Below are 14047 nucleotides of genomic sequence, written 5' to 3'. Positions count from 1 at the left end.
GGTCATCCCCAGGGTGAGATGCGTCTGGTGAACCGGGTCTTTGAAATGTAAGGTCAGTCGACAACATCGACGGCCGGTTCTCCCCAATCTTTGCAACAAAGCCCCTGAGTAAGCGTTAAAATGACGGTCGCCAGTTAATGCTGACGGCCGCTTTTGCTCAACAACGCAAAAAGGTATCTATTCAGGCACCATATGGATGGTTAGTTATTGATTTGCATTATTTTAATATCAAATTTGCTACAGTCGTTGACCGTGCATATCCCGCTATACCATAGCTCTCCATGCGGGCCGACCATGATCCCTGTGTCTTTAGCAAACAGGTCTTCATATTTCTGCCCTAAAATGATTTTTACTAGGCGGTTGTTAAAGATTTTATCGTAATGTTTAACAAAATCCCGACTATCAGCTATATCGATTTCTTTATGAGCGACAGTGACGGTAAGTGGATAATCGACCATTGAAGCAACGGTTTCTTTGTCTTTCTTCTCAACCGATTTCTGGAGCTTTGTTAGAAAATCGTGGTAATGCTGATGCGTATTAGCGCCCATCAGTGTATCCAGGCGAGAATCCATTTCCTGATCGCTACCGGCGAATGCCGTAGTGGCACTGCACAATGACAGCAATAGAACGAGTGGTAATTTTTTAAGCATATTATTCCTGCCTGAATGGTGCGGCTTCTTCCAGCCTTCTTTTATACAAGGGGAGCAAAATTTTGGGTTTTCCGATTTTATGACCTTTTGCATCATGTTTGAAAACATAGATGTATTGCAGCATTTTATCGTACACCGCTTTCATATCGCCGCGATCGGCTGCCTCCATAACTGAAGACGGATTAGATACGTTGTAAGTGAAGGAAACCAGGCCATCAAACTGAGCTTGTGTAAGGCGATGATGCCTAACTTTACGACGAACATACTGTTCGACTTTATGGACGTGCCTTGCCAGCGCAGTATTAACGTCCTGTGCTGTAACGTGTGTCTTTAGTTCCTCTTCCGTACATACCCCAAAGTGCGCCAGCGTTCCTACTCCCCACGTACAGTTTCCCGCATGAGGCCCCAGGTCGTTGTAGTAGCGATAGACTACGCCTTCGCGTATCCGTAGCTAGCCATATCCTTTTGTACTGAAAGAAATCGAATCATTAACCCCGGCCATAAGATTTACGTTCTCCTGTTATGGGTTGGAGTGAATCATTTTACTTTTTGGTCAACATAAAGGCAATCAGCTGAAAGTACTAAGAATTCAATACCTAATTGCTTATTTATACAATAATTCATTAATTAGTATATTAGAGCAAGGTTATTACTCCATCCCTTAGCATTTATGAGTTTTATTTGTCTATCAGGTTGATAAAACCTCAGGAATAGGATTAAAATCCCTCCATATAAACTATTAGTTAAACAGGCATAATGGCGCAGCACAGGGGGGATAAATGGCGGAAGCGCGCCCACGCATAAACAGTGCGGAAGTGGCAGATTACATGCTCAGTATCAACCGGCCAATTTCAGCGCCTGAACTCACCACGATCCTTTCTCAGCGTTACCCACACCTTTTAGTTGAAAATTATGACATCTACATCCGGCTCCGGGGCTTTTATATGTCCGATCAGGCAGAGTGCGTGATGAATGATGAAGTGCGACCGCGCACCTTTCACCTGAAGGCGATTAAATGTACCTATTTTAAATTCCGCCACGGGCGTAAGACTGACATCAGTAAAACGGCGATAGTCCGAAAGCATGAGGGGTTGGAAAGGCCGTGGAAAAAGCAGACCAAAAGACAAAAAGATAAGGCCCTGAAAGATCTCAGGGCCTTATACATGTCTATCGAGCGCGAGCTGATAAAGAAGAGGTCAGGACTAAGCTGTTAGGCACCTTTAAAGACACGGTTGCGTGCGTTCTTCTTATTCGCCAGCGGTAATGACGACTCGCTTTCACCTTCAGCTAACTGCGGCGCCGATTTAGGGCCCAGGCCATGCTTTGAATCAGATGTAGCTTGCGCGGCCACAGGCGCACCGCTGTTGTCCTCAATTTGCTCAGCTGGCGCTGTTAAACTGGTTTCTGTTGCTGGTGGCTCATTACCGCCAACGCCATATTTGGTCATTACCTTTTCGAGCAAAGCAGCACGCTCAGCAGCGGGAACGGAAGCCAGCAAACCGTTATCATCCAGCAATTCACGTTCCAGCGTCTCAATGGTTAACGCCACCGGCTTGGTCGCCGCTGGCAGCTCATCCGCTGTTGGCAGGTCAGCAAAAAATGCCGCACCGCGCAGAATTTCAGAATTCCGCTTTGTACGTTCCATAGAGGCAAAGTCTTCGGTATCGAGCACGCGCAATAGCGTGAACAGCCCGGACTTTTCCATCAGGTAGCCGTTAACGATGGCATTATTCATCAGGCAGTCCTGAATCACCCGCACGTTAACCGGTGTCCCCGTCCCAAATCCCGCCTCTTCCAGCCAGTAGCCAGTGGCCCTTCAGCGTGATGGACGGAACCGGCTGATACTTCGCGTCACTGACATAACCCACAGTATAACAGCGGGTTGAGGGTGTGTACGTCTCTGGCTTATGATGTTGCGCAGCCATAATCAACTCCTTCTTAGTTGCTTGTGGTCAGCGGGCTGGGGTGTTACAGCACCTCAGTTCCGCGTCTGTTAACTACTCTGTTTTACCAATCACGTTATCCAGCATCTCCGTCACAAACTTCTGCTTCGTCATCGGCATCTGCCGGATCGCTTCGATCTGTTGTTCCAGCCGGGAGGTCGGGCCACGCTTCGATGTACGCCTGGCTGGCAGACCCAGCAACTCATCCAGCGACAGGTTAAGGATCTGTGCCAGCTGCGGCAGCAGTGAAGCCGAAACCTTCAGCCGCCCGCCTTCGTAATGCGCCATTGTCTGCTGAGCGATACCCAGCTGTTCGGCCAGCTGCTGCTGTGTCAGCTGAAGTTCCTTCCTCGCCAGCGCGATCCGCGCACCCAACGCACTGAAAAACTGTTCATCTCTGCTGTTCATGGCATTACGTTGCTGTTGTGTCAGTGTTGCCATGATGATACTCCCTGTTCTGAATAACTCTGTTATAGAGTACTCTGCAATGGAGTTATTTTTACTGTTTTACAATTGACAGGTTTTTGACAGGAGTTGTGACATGCCCCGCATCCCGCAGAGAGAACTGGACGAGTTGAAGCGCAGTGTGTCCCTTGCCGCGCTGGCTGAATCGCAGGGGCATAAGCTGCGTAAGCAGGGTAAAGACCAGGTCACCGGGAAGGGGACCTGATCCAGGGCTCTAAAAACGCCTGTATCGTCACCCTTGTAGAACGTCATTCCCGTTTTGTTATGCTGGCTAAAGTCAGGGACAACAAGACAATAACGGTTATATCTGTACTCATCAAACAAGCCCGGGAATTACCGGCTGAGCTTTATAAAACATTAACATGGGATCGGGGTGCTGAAATGACCAGCCACACCCGGTTTCCTGTAGCCACAGATATTCATGTTTACTTCTGCGATCCTCAATCTCCCTGGCAACGCGGCGCCAATGAAAATACGAACAGATTGCTCAGGCAGTATTTTCCAAAAGGAACTGACTTATCTGTTCACAGCCAGCAAAGACTAAACAGTGTTGCCAGGCAGCTCAACGAGAGGCCAAGAGAAACACTAGACTATGCGCAGAGCGTTTTAACCAATGGGTTGCATCCATCGGTTGAACTCACAGCACAAAGCAGACATTAAAAGCCGTCAGATGACGCAGCCCACCCCCTCATTCATCGCGTTAATCTGTTCCGCGTTTCAATTTTAGGGTTGCATCGGGGCCTTTTTCCATCGTCAATCCTTCCTTTACGGAAATGTTCAGGTTATCGCCTTCCCCCGTAACATACCTTGCCTGCACGCCATAACGGGCATCAATCTTAATGTTATTTAGCGCGACATCGTGTATTGGGGACTCCGGCAGACCGCTGAAAATCATGGCATAAGTCGCTTTAGTCGCGACCAAATCTGAGATGGTTATCCCTTTGATTTTCGGCGTTGATGCCGTCACCGGGGCCGTTTTTATAGGCTGGGTTAGCGTATGCCCCTGTGCCCCCGCCTGGCCGCTGTAACTGTTAGTCACCAGGATCGGCGTAGTCACATTGGTCATGGTAAGATGGCTGGCGACAAGCGGGCCGATAGTGTTGCCCCTGTCTCTGGCTGATTTGATGCGCACGCCATTTTCCGTATTCAGAAATGTCACGCCCGTGATAGTCACTTTGCCAATACCGTTAGCGGTTTCACTGCCCACAGAGATACCGTGCCCCTCACGCATAATGGAATTGTTGATGGTGATATTTTTTGAGGCGGCTGCCGTGCCATTAACTAACCCGGATTTAATGGCAATATTGTCATCGCCCGTATAAATATCCATATTTGAAACCGTCACATTCTGGGAAGAGACGATATCTATCCCATCAGTATTCGGCGAAGTGACAGGGTTGTTAATCTTCACATCGCTCACATGAATATCGGTGCTATTGCGAATAACAATGTTCCACATTGGCGAATTAGTCAGATGCAGTTTTTGAATCTTCCCTCCGGTGACATCATTAAATTCGACAAACCAGGGACGGGGAACGCCATTCGCTAAAGGAACTCCTGGAAAGCGGTCGGTGAAGGCTTTTTTATTCCCCCCTCTCACTTCACCACGAATTTTCAATGCTTCGGGCCACCAGGTTTTTTCTCCATCGCCATCCAGTATGCCGCCCCCCGTAATGGCGATATTTTTTACGTGACTGGCGAAGATAAAGGCTTCATTCTCTTTAGCGGGTTGCCCAATAAACGCTGAGATGAATTTCCCTTCCTGATTGCTTGCTTTCAGCGTCCCTCCTTTATCAATTTGCAGCGTGATATTACTTTGTAATTGCAGCGGGCCGCTTAACCAGAGCCCTGGTGACAGTTGAACTGTTCCCCCACCACGCTGACTACATTGCTGAATAGCCTGTTGAATGGCATGGGTATTCAGGTTTTTTCCATCAGCTTTACCTCCAAAATCCTGGGGAAGACAGACTGTAGAAGCGGCTTGCGCTATACAAGATGAAAAACATACACAGCAGACCAGTGTCATCAGAGATTTATTCATACACCCTCAACAGATTAAACAATTAAAAGCCTGACATTCAGGGCGATATGTGCCCGTTGCATGCTACATAGCGACCCTAATACGTCACCACCTTCACCCAATTCACATCGCCCAGACAGAAACTTCACTCACCTTCTTAAGCGTCCCCGCTTTTAGCAATGATTTCTCCGCTTCCGTGAAGCACAAGGCCAATATCTGCATTGCCGACACAGTCCTCTTTCCCGCTGGCATGAGCAAGCAATGAATGCGCCTTGCGATCGGCTGATAACTCATGCTCTTGTGTTGCCATACGTCACTTATAGAGTAAGAAAAACACCGTTATAGGTATACGCAGCAGAATCGGTTAGCAGATATGTGCTTTTGCCCTGTAACGATTAGGCAAATGACGGGCTGTTTCTAAATTTCATGAGGTTAGGTAAATTTACGCCGAGGATTTTTGTACTGGTTTGTGCACTGGCTCACTCGGGGAAATGTCCGCTCCTGGCACAAAGCGGACCGGTTTGGGCGTAAGATCCGCTATGAACGAAAAGCGGATCCTGGGAATTCATAACACAGCCCTTTTTGACGCGAGGATAGCTTTATGCCTGAAACCATCTCCTGTCATTGCAGCGATAGCTATGCTGACAGGAGCCCATGCCCACGAGCAGTCATGTTCGGGTTATCGGCTGCCCTGGCGCAGTTTTTCCAGCAGCTGCTCTGCGCCTTTGTCCACCCCTGTTTCTGCCGCGCTCATTGAGCCAAATGTTGCACCCACGTTCATAGCATCAGGATACTGTTCCGCCACGTAGGCCAGCAGGAGTTCACCGGTCGCGGCATCTTTCACTTCCACTGCATAGTTGACGTAACCGCTCATCAGCCCGCGCCCGCCTCGCACAGACTGAACGATATTATAAGGGCCGCCTGCCAGGTCGAATTTGGTAAAGGTCCCCACGACCTGTGGCGTCGTGTCCGCGCCGGTCAGCGTCAGCTTAAGCCGGAGAGAAGGCCCGTTCCCGCCGCTGGCGTTAACGGTAAATTTCTCGCGCAGCACGTCGGCAAACTTCTTTTGCATGTAGCCTGCCAGATTGCGCCGGTCTTCCTGAGACAGGTCATTAAACTGTGCGTCGCTGCCGCCATAGATTTCAACGGGATCGATGGTGACGCTGCGGTATTTGCTCCAGTCAACCGGGGTGGCGTAGCGGAAGGGGATCCGGTCGCTGTCATCAGCCGTGTTAGGCGTCATCCGCGACGTGGCCTCAATGCCGGAATATTTTACCGGTGACGTGGACGAACACCCTGCGGCGGCAATGGCGACGGTCAGGATAAGCGTACGGGACAGCTTTTTTGTAAGGCAAACCATAAATATTCTCCGGTTACTTTTTGATATAAATAAACTGTACGGTATAGTTAATATGGTTTATCCTGACTCTGTCAAGAAAATGTTTCAGGGCGTGTCGGTAACTTTTACATGAGGAGTGCGGAATGCTTTATTTGAACCCGGAAGTTTCGTCGTCAGGCATCGCAGGCTGGCTCCGTTCCCGGCTGGCCATTACGCCGGTATTAAGGGGGGAGGGCATGCCGGAGCCCATGCGGGAAGTGAGTGCTGAGCGCGCCTGTTTTATCCTGAGTCTGCCGCTCCGTTATTCCGGTCTGCCGGTGCGGCGCAGGCTGATAAGAATGATGCTGACGCTGCAAAAATATGATCAAGGCAGCAGCAGCCTTGATGGTCCGGGACGAGACGCCTTTACACCGGCAGCGGACTATGCGCGCAGCGTTATTGATACGGCAATGCTGCGCGGAGAGTTGCGCTGCCGGCCCTCTGCCGAAATGGCTCATGACTACCTGAAGCTTACGGAGGAGCTGCGGAGCCTGATGGCTGGCCTTCAGCAGAATAAGGCGCTGCTCCGTAAAGAAGTAAGGCGCAGAACAACTGATTTTCTGCGGCGTTATGCGGCGGGTGCAGGAGTATGAAGGTGCTGCTTATCCGGGCCGTTCCGGGGCTTGTTTTTATTACCGGCGTCATTCTTACCGCATTTGACGTCCGGGTCAGCTGATGAACGGCTGGCTGATAGCCAATGGGCTGGAAAATACCTCGCCGGGGCAATGGGTCGTATATGGGGCCATGCTGCTAACCCTGGCATTTGCCCTGCTCAGAACCGTCGGCAATCTCAGGGAAATGCGTCGTCTGCGCCGGTTCGGGCAGCGTCGCGCAGGATACTATGCAGTCAGGGTGTGGGGGGCCTCATCAGGACTGGTGCGAATATTTCTGGTAGTGGAATGCCTCATTGTTGATGCGCTATCTGTGCTGCTGCTGCTGGCGCTCGGCGACGTCACCCTCTGGTGAAACTTCCCGCAGCATCTGGCCTGGTTCGTAGGGACACGCGTTTTCAGAACCCATAAGCGAAGACTTTACATGCAGAAGAATATAATGATGGAAAAGCTGTCAGGGATTGCGGGAGGCTGGTTCAGAAACGGACTGGAGCATGCCAAGCCTTGTGGTTTTATTTGGCGCTCTCGTCGTGACGGTCATGATTGTGTGGTGGCATATCATCATTAATATAACAGAAATCGTCAATATCCGGCGCCTGAAAGCCCGCCGGGGGCGAATACGCGGAGGGGGCCCGGGGAGTTCACAGAACTTGCTGATGGCTCTGCTCGTTGCAGAAATTCTGGTGGCTTTGGCCATCAGTACCCTGAATGTGCTCATGCTGTCGGAGTTATCATTTTAGCCGTGCGCGGGCAGCTTCAAAAAAAAGCCCGCCGTAAGGCGGGCTTGTAAGGTTCAGATGTGGCTGCCGATTGCAAGACATCCGCTAAGCAGCAGTATGGTCATGCCAGTAACGAGGCTGTAAACAAAACGCATGTCATCCCCTCAGAATAAAGAAACGCAGCCGCTCAGCATAAGCGAACCCACGGCCAGACCCGCTATCATAATGAAACGATTAAGCATTAACGTAACCCCTATAATTAAACTGTACGTATCAGTTTATATATATCCGGAGATTAGTCAACCGCATATGGTGAATAATCCGTCTCTGCCCGCCAGCTCAGCGTGGGGATGCGCCCGATATAAATACCGCTACGGCGCTTTTCACCATAGCGCTGATATCTTCGGGGGTATAAACGGGCATACTGTAGCGGAGAAAAAGCTCATCAGCCTCGGCCTTCACCAGCGCAGAAAACTGTTTCGCCCTCAGGTCGGGGCGGGCGGGAGCGAGGTCACCAGCCTCGATATGCTGTTTCATCAGCTCTGCCAGCGCGTTCATGCTTTCACGGACGCCGGACTCATAAAAAATATCGCCGATATCAGAATGTCCAGCCTCGCCGATAACCATACGATACAGCTGTAGCCCCTTCCAGTCCGATGTCATTGCACCCAGCATACCCTCACCAAAGCGCTGCAGCCTGTCAGCCAGGGGCAGATGACGGCTGTCCTTAGTGTGAATATCGTCCGCCGCGCGCGTCAAAAAATTGGTGCCGTAGGCCCTGACGACGGCGTCAAGAAGGCTCTCCTTGGAGGAGAAATAGTTATAGAGTGTGGCTTTGGAGCACTCTGCTGCTTTGGCCACGGCCTCCATAGATGCGCGTTCGTACCCCTGCCCGAGAAAGACGGTCGTGGCGGCGTTAAGGATGTCAGTACGTTTCTTTTCAGTCAGTGTTCGCATGTGGTTTCTCCCTTAAACAGGCTTATATTAACAGAACCAACCGGTTCATTAAAGGCGTGCATTTTTACTTTCAGTATCCAGACTGCTGACTGTGAACTGCTCCCCATGATTAATGGAATACAGACTCTGCAACGTTCGTATCCGGTACATAGCTGACTATATGTAGGCTAACGTCTACCGTGAGCGAACAGCGGATCGCAATACCAAAGGAAAAGCCTCACTGTTAATGTCCGGACAGTTCATGCTAAAACCCTGTATGACAATTTTCATCGACGTTTAAAAAGGGCTGCTAATGGCTACAGTTGAGGTATTAAAAGCGAAGTATCCAGGCGCAGATGCCTGGCAAATGGGCGACAGTCCGGAACTGGCCAGCCAGCTTGCTGACCTGATTAAAAAAGGGATCAAAACGGCCTCCTGCGGATCGCTTACCTCTTACCAGCAGGAAGAGCCTGCCCCGAAGATTGGGGGCTATAACATCATCCTTGATGGTCAGAACGTCCCGGTCTGCGTGACCAGACTGGTTTCAATGCGGCTGGTGCGTTTTTGTGACGTTACTGAGGCGTTTGCCCGCAAAGAAGGTGAGGGCGATTTAAGCCTTGAATACTGGCAGAAAGAGCATCAGCGCTTTTTCACCCGCGAAGGGCATTTTTCTGACGATATGGCGCTGGTCGCAGAAGAATTTGAGGTAATTGAGGTGCTGTAAGATAAACCTTCTGGCGTTTAATTCCTTGCCCTTCGCATATGCCCGCTTCCGGCAGATAGCGGACACGTATGCAAATATTGGTGAACGAAAAGTAGGCCTTAAAGCAGGACGCAGATTTCTCTGTTTGCTGAGGGTGTCCTGACCGCTCTTTATGTATCTATTCCAGCATTGAGATAGTCTTTATTGCCATGTCAGGACTCATCGGTGGTCAGGTAAAAATATGCTTTTGCTGACGCTCAGGGTGCCTTTCTGCGTGGTGAGATTAATGACGCATTGGGCGTCCACACCTGATGGTGAAAAATGGCAGCGCCCGTACGGCATTTCATCCAACAGGCAGGTAAGCATCTGAACGGTATAACCTGCGTTTCCATACAGGCATCCTCTGCCAGTTTCAGGCAGGGCCAACCAGTTGTTGTAGGTCGCCTTGCATGAGCTGGTCAGGCCTGGCAGACGAACACGAGCAGGGCGTCCTTTTCAGAATGCTCTTTATAGCGTCCGTAACAGGAACAAATACCACCTTCCGGGCTTCCATTATAAAAAGGCTTCGCTCAGTGGTCAGGCTGAATAGATGCTGTGTTTCCTGCTTTTCCAGTGCGAAAGGCTTTCGCAAATGATAATTGCTCTATCAGCGCTGATGGTATCTTCAACATATAAAATACACATCATCTTCTTCACTGAGTCGTCTAAAGTTAATGCTGCAAATATTAAGCACAGGATTTTATTATGAAATGTTTTCGCATCAACAGCTTTGGTAGTCTGGACGCCCTTAATATGCGTATTGAAAACGAGCCGAAACCATCCCGAAGAGAAGTGCTGGTCAAAGTCAGAGCCTGTAGCCTTAACTACCGCGATCTCTCAATGCTCTTTGGCAAAGGAACGCTTTCTCCACGCAAAGGACTGATCCCGTTATCTGACGGGGCTGGTGAAATCGTCGAGACGGGTGGTGATGTGAGCAGATTCCATAAGGGGGACAGGGTCGCAGGCATATTTTTCCCTAACTGGCAGGCTGGCACCTTAACTCAGGATACCGGAAGAGGGGCATGGGGGCTGGAAGAAGATGGATGGCTGACGCAGTATAAAGTTATTAGCGAGGAAGCGCTGGTCTCCATTCCGCAACATCTCTCTTTCGAAGAGGCTTCCACCTTGCCCTGTGCGGCAGTCACTGCGTGGAACAGCCTGATGAAACCGCGACAGCTTAAAGCAGGCCAGACGGTTCTTATTCAGGGCACGGGCGGGGTATCGTTGTTCGCCTTGCAATTCGCAAAGCTACTGGGCGTAAAAGTGATTGCCCTGACCTCAACTCAGGAGAAAGAGCAGCTACTGCGTGAGCAGGGCGCTGACCATATTATTAATTACACACAGCATAGCGACTGGTATCACCAGGTCAGAGAATTGACGGAAGGCAGAGGCGTGGATCGTATTGTGGAAGTTGGGGGGCCAGGAACCATAGCTAACTCCATAAAGTCCTGTAAGCCAGGAGGCGAAATTATCCTGCTTGGCTTTGCTTCCGAAGGCAACAGCATGCTGAACTTTATGGACATCTATGCAAGTGGTGCAGTGCTTATGCCGATGAGTGTGGGCTCGCGTGAAGACTTTGAAGACATGAATCGGGCTATCTCCCGGGCGCAACTTCGTCCTTTAATCAGTCGGATTTTTACGTTTGACGATACGGTAGAAGCCTGGCGCTTTATGCAGGAGAAAAACCACACCGGCAAAATTGTTATTACTCTGTAAAAGCTTAAAAATAACGGCAGGATGTAAGCGCCTGTATAGAGAGTCCAGAGCCAATATGGTTTGAACAGATCGATCGCTATGGCAGCAAACGCTGTAAAACAGAGGGGCCTGTGTGGATCCTCTGTTTTGGCTATTAACAGCAAAATGGCGGGTTTTTTACACCAGTCGATCGCATGGCCCACACTGAAGCTTGCTATCATTTCGCTAATGCCCCACGCCCAAAAGTAAGGCGTAATAACATTCACATGAACGCTTCCTTAAGTATGCGCGCAATGAAGGTATAAACGCCAAGACTGGCGAGTGTAGGCAGAAAGGTGACCCAGAAGCGGTTTGTGCAGATTAGCGACCGGCACGGACGGCGGGTTAGCCATCGCGCCAGGGACATGTTCGCCCCGGCCAGCCCGCCAGCTGCACCAATACCTGCTCCTGATTAAAAACTGCACACGGCCCGGCAGAGGGTTCGCCGGGCTGAACACCAGCCCGTGTGGCCGCGCTAAAACCCTGGCTGGCCCGTTCGGCAGGCTGTGAAAAAGGCTTCTTTACAGCGCATTTACGCCCGTTGCGGCTCGCTCATTTATTAACATTAAAAGTAACGCCTGCCGCAAATAAATCCCATAAATACAGCTGGTTAATTGAAAACCTCACGTTGCTGCTTCGTTAATTTTCATCACGTTTCCACGCCTGTAGATTTTTTCTTGATTGAACGTTCAATATAAAAAGTCTATAATCTTTCTCATTCAATAGCTGAAACCGATTAAGCGATGCCAAAAGTTGGAATGAAAGCCATCCGCCAGGCGCAGTTAATTCATGCGACGCTGACGGTAATAGACCGGGTCGGCCTGGCCGATGCCAGCCTGGCGCTGATCGCCAGAGAGGCGGGCGTCTCCACGGGGATAGTCAGCCACTACTTCGGCGACAAAAACGGCCTGCTGGACGCCTGTATGCGCCAGATCCTGCTGGATCTCTACAGGGCGGTGGAGCATCACCGCCGCGTCGCGGTTAACGATCCGCAGGCGCAGATCCGCGCGATTATCGACGGCAACTTCGACGATTCGCAGATTGCCGGGCCGGTGCTGAAAACCTGGCTGGCGTTCTGGAGCAGCAGCCTGCATCAGCCTGACCTGCAGCGTTTGCAGCGTATTAACGACCGCCGACTGCATTCCAACCTGACGGCGCAGTTCGCCAGAGCGTTGCCGATTGACGCGGCGCGAGCGGCAGGCGCCAGCATGGCGGCGCTGATCGACGGCCTGTGGCTGCGCATGACGCTGGCGCCCCAGCCGATGGCCCAGGGCCTGCTCGATGCGCGTCAGCTTTGCTACCAAAATCTTGCGCTGTGGCTTTCCGGCCCGGCAACCTAACCCTTAAAGGAGGAGACATGGCCGATATGCAACGCCGTGGACTTTACATCAATGGCCGCGAAGAAGCGGGTCAAGGCGAAACATTTACCACCATCAACCCCGCTAATGGCGAAGTGCTGGCGGAAATCACCTCGGCCAGCCAGCAGGATATCGATCGCGCGGTCGCCTCCGCCGAAGCCGGCCAGCGCATCTGGCGCAGCTATACGCCGGTTGAACGTAGCCGCGTACTGTTAAAAGCCGTGGCGCTCTTGCGCGAGCGTAACGACGAGCTGGCCGCGCTGGAAACGGCCGACACCGGTAAACCGCTGAGCGAAACGGAAGCGGTGGACATCGTAACCGGCGCGGACGTGCTGGAATACTACGCGGGTCTGGCCGTAGCGGTCGAAGGGGAGTCCATTCCGCTGCGCGACAGCGCGCTGGTCTATACCCGCCGCGAGCCGCTGGGCGTCTGCGCGGGCATCGGCGCCTGGAACTATCCGATCCAGATCGCCATGTGGAAAAGCGCGCCCGCGCTCGCCACCGGCAACGCCATGATTTTTAAACCCAGCGAAGTAACGCCGCTTACCGCGCTGGAGCTGGCGAAAATCTTTACCGAAGCGGGTCTGCCGGACGGCGTCTTTAACGTGGTGCAGGGCGCCGGAAGCGTCGGCCAGGGCCTGAGCCAGCATCCGAAAATCGCCAAAGTCTCCTTTACCGGCGAAGTCAACACCGGCAAACGCGTGATGGCGGATGCGGCGCTGGCTAACCTTAAGTCGGTCACGATGGAGCTGGGCGGTAAATCACCGCTGATTATTTTTGAAGATGCCGAGCTGGAACGTGCCGTAGACGGTGCCATGATGGCCAACTTCTACAGCACCGGCCAGGTCTGCACCAACGGCACGCGTGTGTTTATTCATCGCTCTTTAAAAGCGGAGTTTGAAAAGCGTCTGCTGGAAAAAATGCGCGGCATCAAGTGCGGCGATCCGACTAAGCCGGACACCAACTTCGGCCCGCTGGTCAGCGAAGAGCACTGCCAGAAAGTGGTTAGCTATATGGACATCGGCAAACAGGAAGGCGCGCGCGTGCTGGCAGGCGGTTCCCGTATCACCGAAGGCGATCTGGCGAAAGGCTACTACGTGGAGCCTACCGTATTCACCGACTGCACCGACGAAATGCGTATCGTGCAGGAAGAGATCTTCGGGCCGGTCATGAGCGTGCTGGTTTTTGATGACGAGCAGGAAGTTATCGATCGCGCTAATAACACCGAATACGGCCTGGCCGCTGGCGTGTTTACCACCTCGCTGAATCGCGCGCACCGGGTTATTCATCAGCTGGAAGCGGGCATCTGCTGGGTAAACAGCTGGGGCGAATCGCCAGCGCCAATGCCGGTCGGCGGCTATAAGCAGTCTGGCGTGGGGCGTGAAAACGGTCTGGAAACGCTGCATCACTATACCCGCACCAAATCCGTACTGATTGAAATGGGCGACTATCCGTCCGCGTTTTGATGGCGGTTTTGCGCTTATAACACTT

General features: G+C 51.7%; 15 protein-coding genes and 1 pseudogene. 9 read left to right on the top strand and 7 right to left on the bottom strand.

From position 1 onward, the window contains the following. Positions 1 to 200: 200 nt before the first annotated feature. A complete protein-coding gene (locus EGK14_RS16265) occupies positions 201 to 650 on the bottom strand; it encodes a hypothetical protein (RefSeq protein WP_125290139.1) in 450 nt (149 codons plus the stop codon). Position 651: 1 nt separating this feature from the next. Further along, complete coding sequence (locus EGK14_RS21890) at positions 652 to 1017, bottom strand: glycoside hydrolase family protein (RefSeq protein WP_370256454.1); 366 nt, start codon at positions 1015 to 1017, stop codon at positions 652 to 654. Between the two features lie 412 nt (positions 1018 to 1429). Here EGK14_RS21890 and EGK14_RS16255 point away from each other — a divergent pair, with 412 nt between their 5' ends. Further along, complete coding sequence (locus tag EGK14_RS16255; protein ID WP_125290138.1) at positions 1430 to 1864, top strand: hypothetical protein; 435 nt, start codon at positions 1430 to 1432, stop codon at positions 1862 to 1864. Here the strand turns inward: EGK14_RS16255 and EGK14_RS16250 are convergent. Both EGK14_RS16250 and EGK14_RS16245 read right to left on the bottom strand, forming a co-directional pair. Then, positions 1861 to 2385: a hypothetical protein gene (locus EGK14_RS16250; RefSeq protein ID WP_233598518.1), complete on the bottom strand. Its 525-nt coding sequence runs from the start codon at positions 2383 to 2385 to the stop codon at positions 1861 to 1863. The genes EGK14_RS16255 and EGK14_RS16250 overlap by 4 nt on opposite strands. 262 nt (positions 2386 to 2647) lie before the next feature. Further along, positions 2648 to 3034, bottom strand: coding sequence for a helix-turn-helix domain-containing protein (locus EGK14_RS16245; RefSeq protein WP_125290137.1), 387 nt, complete (start codon positions 3032 to 3034; stop codon positions 2648 to 2650). 204 nt (positions 3035 to 3238) lie between these two features. Between EGK14_RS16245 and EGK14_RS16240 the strand changes: the two are divergent. Next, positions 3239 to 3693, top strand: a pseudogene (locus EGK14_RS16240) (IS30 family transposase); the annotation flags it as partial. 65 nt (positions 3694 to 3758) lie between these two features. On the opposite strand, the gene EGK14_RS16235 reads toward EGK14_RS16240, so the two are convergent. Together EGK14_RS16235 and EGK14_RS16230 are read right to left on the bottom strand one after the other, a co-directional pair. After that, positions 3759 to 5099, bottom strand: a complete 1341-nt coding sequence (locus tag EGK14_RS16235; RefSeq protein ID WP_233598517.1) for a glycoside hydrolase family 28 protein — start codon at positions 5097 to 5099, stop codon at positions 3759 to 3761. 658 nt (positions 5100 to 5757) lie between these two features. Next, positions 5758 to 6438 (bottom strand): DUF3313 domain-containing protein, encoded by a 681-nt coding sequence (locus EGK14_RS16230; RefSeq protein WP_125290136.1) that lies wholly within the window; start codon positions 6436 to 6438, stop codon positions 5758 to 5760. 131 nt (positions 6439 to 6569) lie between these two features. Between EGK14_RS16230 and EGK14_RS16225 the strand changes: the two genes are divergently transcribed. The 3 genes from EGK14_RS16225 to EGK14_RS16215 all read left to right on the top strand — a co-directional run bounded on the left by EGK14_RS16225 (position 6570) and on the right by EGK14_RS16215 (position 7807). Beyond that, positions 6570 to 7049: a hypothetical protein gene (locus EGK14_RS16225; protein ID WP_233598516.1), complete on the top strand. Its 480-nt coding sequence runs from the start codon at positions 6570 to 6572 to the stop codon at positions 7047 to 7049. A gap of 82 nt (positions 7050 to 7131) precedes the next feature. Then, the gene (locus EGK14_RS16220) at positions 7132 to 7422 is read left to right on the top strand and encodes a hypothetical protein (protein WP_125290135.1); all 291 of its coding nucleotides are present in this window, start codon (positions 7132 to 7134) and stop codon (positions 7420 to 7422) included. A gap of 139 nt (positions 7423 to 7561) precedes the next feature. Beyond that, complete coding sequence (locus tag EGK14_RS16215; RefSeq protein ID WP_125290134.1) at positions 7562 to 7807, top strand: hypothetical protein; 246 nt, start codon at positions 7562 to 7564, stop codon at positions 7805 to 7807. A 318-nt stretch (positions 7808 to 8125) separates the two neighbouring features. Here EGK14_RS16215 and EGK14_RS16210 read toward each other — a convergent pair whose 3' ends face one another. Beyond that, positions 8126 to 8743 carry a TetR/AcrR family transcriptional regulator gene (locus EGK14_RS16210; RefSeq protein ID WP_125290133.1) on the bottom strand — a complete coding sequence of 206 codons (618 nt, stop codon included), beginning with the start codon at positions 8741 to 8743 and terminating at the stop codon, positions 8126 to 8128. Between the two features lie 292 nt (positions 8744 to 9035). On the opposite strand from EGK14_RS16210, the gene EGK14_RS16205 reads away from it, so the two are divergent. From EGK14_RS16205 to betB, 4 genes are all read left to right on the top strand, one after another. Continuing rightward, entirely contained in the window at positions 9036 to 9446 is a 411-nt protein-coding gene (locus tag EGK14_RS16205) for an ASCH domain-containing protein (protein ID WP_125290132.1), read from the top strand. Between the two features lie 723 nt (positions 9447 to 10169). Further along, positions 10170 to 11180, top strand: coding sequence for an NAD(P)-dependent alcohol dehydrogenase (locus EGK14_RS16200; RefSeq protein ID WP_125290131.1), 1011 nt, complete (start codon positions 10170 to 10172; stop codon positions 11178 to 11180). Between the two features lie 761 nt (positions 11181 to 11941). Continuing rightward, positions 11942 to 12538, top strand: coding sequence for a transcriptional regulator BetI (gene betI / locus EGK14_RS16195; RefSeq protein WP_125290130.1), 597 nt, complete (start codon positions 11942 to 11944; stop codon positions 12536 to 12538). A 26-nt stretch (positions 12539 to 12564) separates the two neighbouring features. Then, positions 12565 to 14022, top strand: a complete 1458-nt coding sequence (gene betB / locus EGK14_RS16190) for a betaine-aldehyde dehydrogenase (protein WP_125290146.1) — start codon at positions 12565 to 12567, stop codon at positions 14020 to 14022. Positions 14023 to 14047: the final 25 nt, after the last annotated feature.

The sequence above is a fragment of the Erwinia sp. 198 genome (assembly GCF_003937915.1).
Taxonomy (GTDB): domain Bacteria; phylum Pseudomonadota; class Gammaproteobacteria; order Enterobacterales; family Enterobacteriaceae; genus Erwinia; species Erwinia aeris.
The sequence above is the reverse complement of the archived record's forward strand: the minus strand, read 5'-3'. Positions and strand labels throughout refer to the sequence as shown.

Excerpts from the sequence above, each read along its gene's own strand:
- EGK14_RS16265 (WP_125290139.1), bottom strand. The coding sequence starts at position 650 with ATGCTTAAAAAATTACCACTCGTTCTATTGCTGTCATTGTGCAGTGCC.
- EGK14_RS16255 (WP_125290138.1), top strand. The coding sequence starts at position 1,430 with ATGGCGGAAGCGCGCCCACGCATAAACAGTGCGGAAGTGGCAGATTAC.
- EGK14_RS16250 (WP_233598518.1), bottom strand. The coding sequence starts at position 2,385 with ATGAATAATGCCATCGTTAACGGCTACCTGATGGAAAAGTCCGGGCTG.
- EGK14_RS16245 (WP_125290137.1), bottom strand. The coding sequence starts at position 3,034 with ATGGCAACACTGACACAACAGCAACGTAATGCCATGAACAGCAGAGAT.
- EGK14_RS16235 (WP_233598517.1), bottom strand. The coding sequence starts at position 5,099 with ATGAATAAATCTCTGATGACACTGGTCTGCTGTGTATGTTTTTCATCT.
- EGK14_RS16230 (WP_125290136.1), bottom strand. The coding sequence starts at position 6,438 with ATGGTTTGCCTTACAAAAAAGCTGTCCCGTACGCTTATCCTGACCGTC.
- EGK14_RS16220 (WP_125290135.1), top strand. The coding sequence starts at position 7,132 with ATGAACGGCTGGCTGATAGCCAATGGGCTGGAAAATACCTCGCCGGGG.
- EGK14_RS16215 (WP_125290134.1), top strand. The coding sequence starts at position 7,562 with ATGCCAAGCCTTGTGGTTTTATTTGGCGCTCTCGTCGTGACGGTCATG.
- EGK14_RS16210 (WP_125290133.1), bottom strand. The coding sequence starts at position 8,743 with ATGCGAACACTGACTGAAAAGAAACGTACTGACATCCTTAACGCCGCC.
- EGK14_RS16205 (WP_125290132.1), top strand. The coding sequence starts at position 9,036 with ATGGCTACAGTTGAGGTATTAAAAGCGAAGTATCCAGGCGCAGATGCC.
- EGK14_RS16200 (WP_125290131.1), top strand. The coding sequence starts at position 10,170 with ATGAAATGTTTTCGCATCAACAGCTTTGGTAGTCTGGACGCCCTTAAT.
- betI (WP_125290130.1), top strand. The coding sequence starts at position 11,942 with ATGCCAAAAGTTGGAATGAAAGCCATCCGCCAGGCGCAGTTAATTCAT.
- betB (WP_125290146.1), top strand. The coding sequence starts at position 12,565 with ATGCAACGCCGTGGACTTTACATCAATGGCCGCGAAGAAGCGGGTCAA.